Source organism: Burkholderia sp. NFPP32 (genome assembly GCF_900119325.1).
GTDB lineage: Bacteria > Pseudomonadota > Gammaproteobacteria > Burkholderiales > Burkholderiaceae > Burkholderia > Burkholderia pyrrocinia_C.
Genome location: NZ_FPJP01000077.1, coordinates 1 through 1680, shown reverse-complemented (window position 1 = coordinate 1680; position 1680 = coordinate 1). Strand labels below are relative to the sequence as shown.

The 1680-nt window shown below is 58.4% G+C and carries 2 pseudogenes; both read right to left on the bottom strand.

Annotated elements, in window-relative coordinates:
• Window positions 1–126: pseudogene (locus BT264_RS39005) on the bottom strand (IS3 family transposase); the annotation flags it as partial.
• A 7-nt stretch (window positions 127–133) separates the two neighbouring features.
• A pseudogene (locus BT264_RS37230) lies at window positions 134–1528 on the bottom strand (IS30 family transposase).
• Between the last annotated feature and the right edge of the window lie 152 nt (window positions 1529–1680).

Genomic DNA, 1680 nt, shown 5'->3' with positions numbered 1-1680 from the left:
TTCGGCCTTGTATAGTCCATTGATCGTCTCGGCCAGCGCATTGTCGTACGAATCGCCAACGCTGCCGGCTGACGGTTGCACGCCAGCATCCACCAAACGTTCGGTGTACAGAATGCTTAGATATTGCTTAGGTTCAAGGAGTCGTCGCAACACCCATCGTTATGTTGCGGATAACAGTTCGTGAAATGCTTCCGCGGGCGTCTTCCATCCGAGCGTTTTACGTGGTCGACAGTTCAGTGTGTTCGCGACCGCGTCGAGTTCACGCTCGGTATATCGGCTCATGTCTGTGCCTTTCGGAAAGTACTGTCGCAGTAGGCCGTTCGTGTTTTCATTCGTCCCGCGTTGCCATGGACTCTGGGGATCACAGAAGTAGATTTCCAGAGCCGTGTCGATTCGGAGCTGTACATGCTGGGCCATCTCTGCGCCTTGATCCCATGTCAGTGATCGGCGTAAATGCTCGGGTAGTAGCGCGATCTTTGTCGCGATAGCGTTGCGAACAGCCTCTGCCCCGTGACCTGCCAGCGCTGGCCCGTTCTTGACACGCACCCCAACTCCATGGCCCTCCATTGGAGGAAGATGCAGCAGCATCGTAAACCGGGTGGTGCGCTCAACCAGAGTGCCAATCGCCGAGCGGTTAAGGCCAATGATCAGGTCGCCTTCCCAATGCCCTGGAACAGCACGATCAGCAATTTCTGCAGGGCGTTCACTGATCATAACCTCCGGAGTGACGAAGTGCTTTCCGCGCTGTTGCGTCCTGGCCCGCGGCACGCGAAGTGCGCGGCCCGAACGCAGGCAAGCAGTAAGCTCTCGTCGCAAAGCGCCCCGGCCTTGAATGTAGAGTGCCTGATAGATGGCTTCGTGGGAGATCCGCATAGATTGATCATCGGGATAGTCAATCTGAATTCGGACTGATTTGCTCCGGACTCCAGCAAGTGCCCCAGCGACGGTCCGCACGACGTCCTTGTCTTCGTCCTTTCCACGGAACGTTAGGTCCGGGAATCGGCTTGCCCCGAAAGTCAGTGACCGTTCCAGCCAGGCGATCCTGCACATATGTCCTCAACTGGTCGTTCTCTGCCAGTTTCGAAGCCTTCGGACGCTCGGCTGCGCGTTCAGCTTTCCATTGGGCAACCGTTGCCCGATACACCAGAGTACCACCGCGGGTCGCTGCGTTACGACGTAGCTCGCGTGAAATCGTTGACGGCGACCGTTGCAGCCTTCGCGAAATCTCTCGAACACTGCAATCCTGCGCCCACAGCAGCGCGATCTCCTCGCGCTCCGAAAGTGACAGATAACGCCCAGAGTGTGGCGCCGGGTCGATCGGTGCCATGCCGCCCGCTTCACGAAACCATCGCGGCCCCAACGGTTGCGATACGTTACACGCCTGCGCTGCGGCCTCGGTCTCCATACCTTGTGCGATGCACGTCCAGAATGCTCGCTTCGAATCGAGGTTATTGACACCCGGTCTGCCAGGTGATCGCATGACGGGCCTTCCCGTTTGTTCCGAGCCCCATCCCAGTGGTCGTCCCATTCAACACCTCCAATCTGGAGATGTTGCGACGACCAGTTGAATCCGCCTTGCGACCCGTGATCGGAATGGTGAATGAGCCCGGGCGGCGGCTGGCGATCGTGTAACGCCTGGTTCAGCGCGTCCAGCACGAAGTCGGTTCGCATCGATGCCGA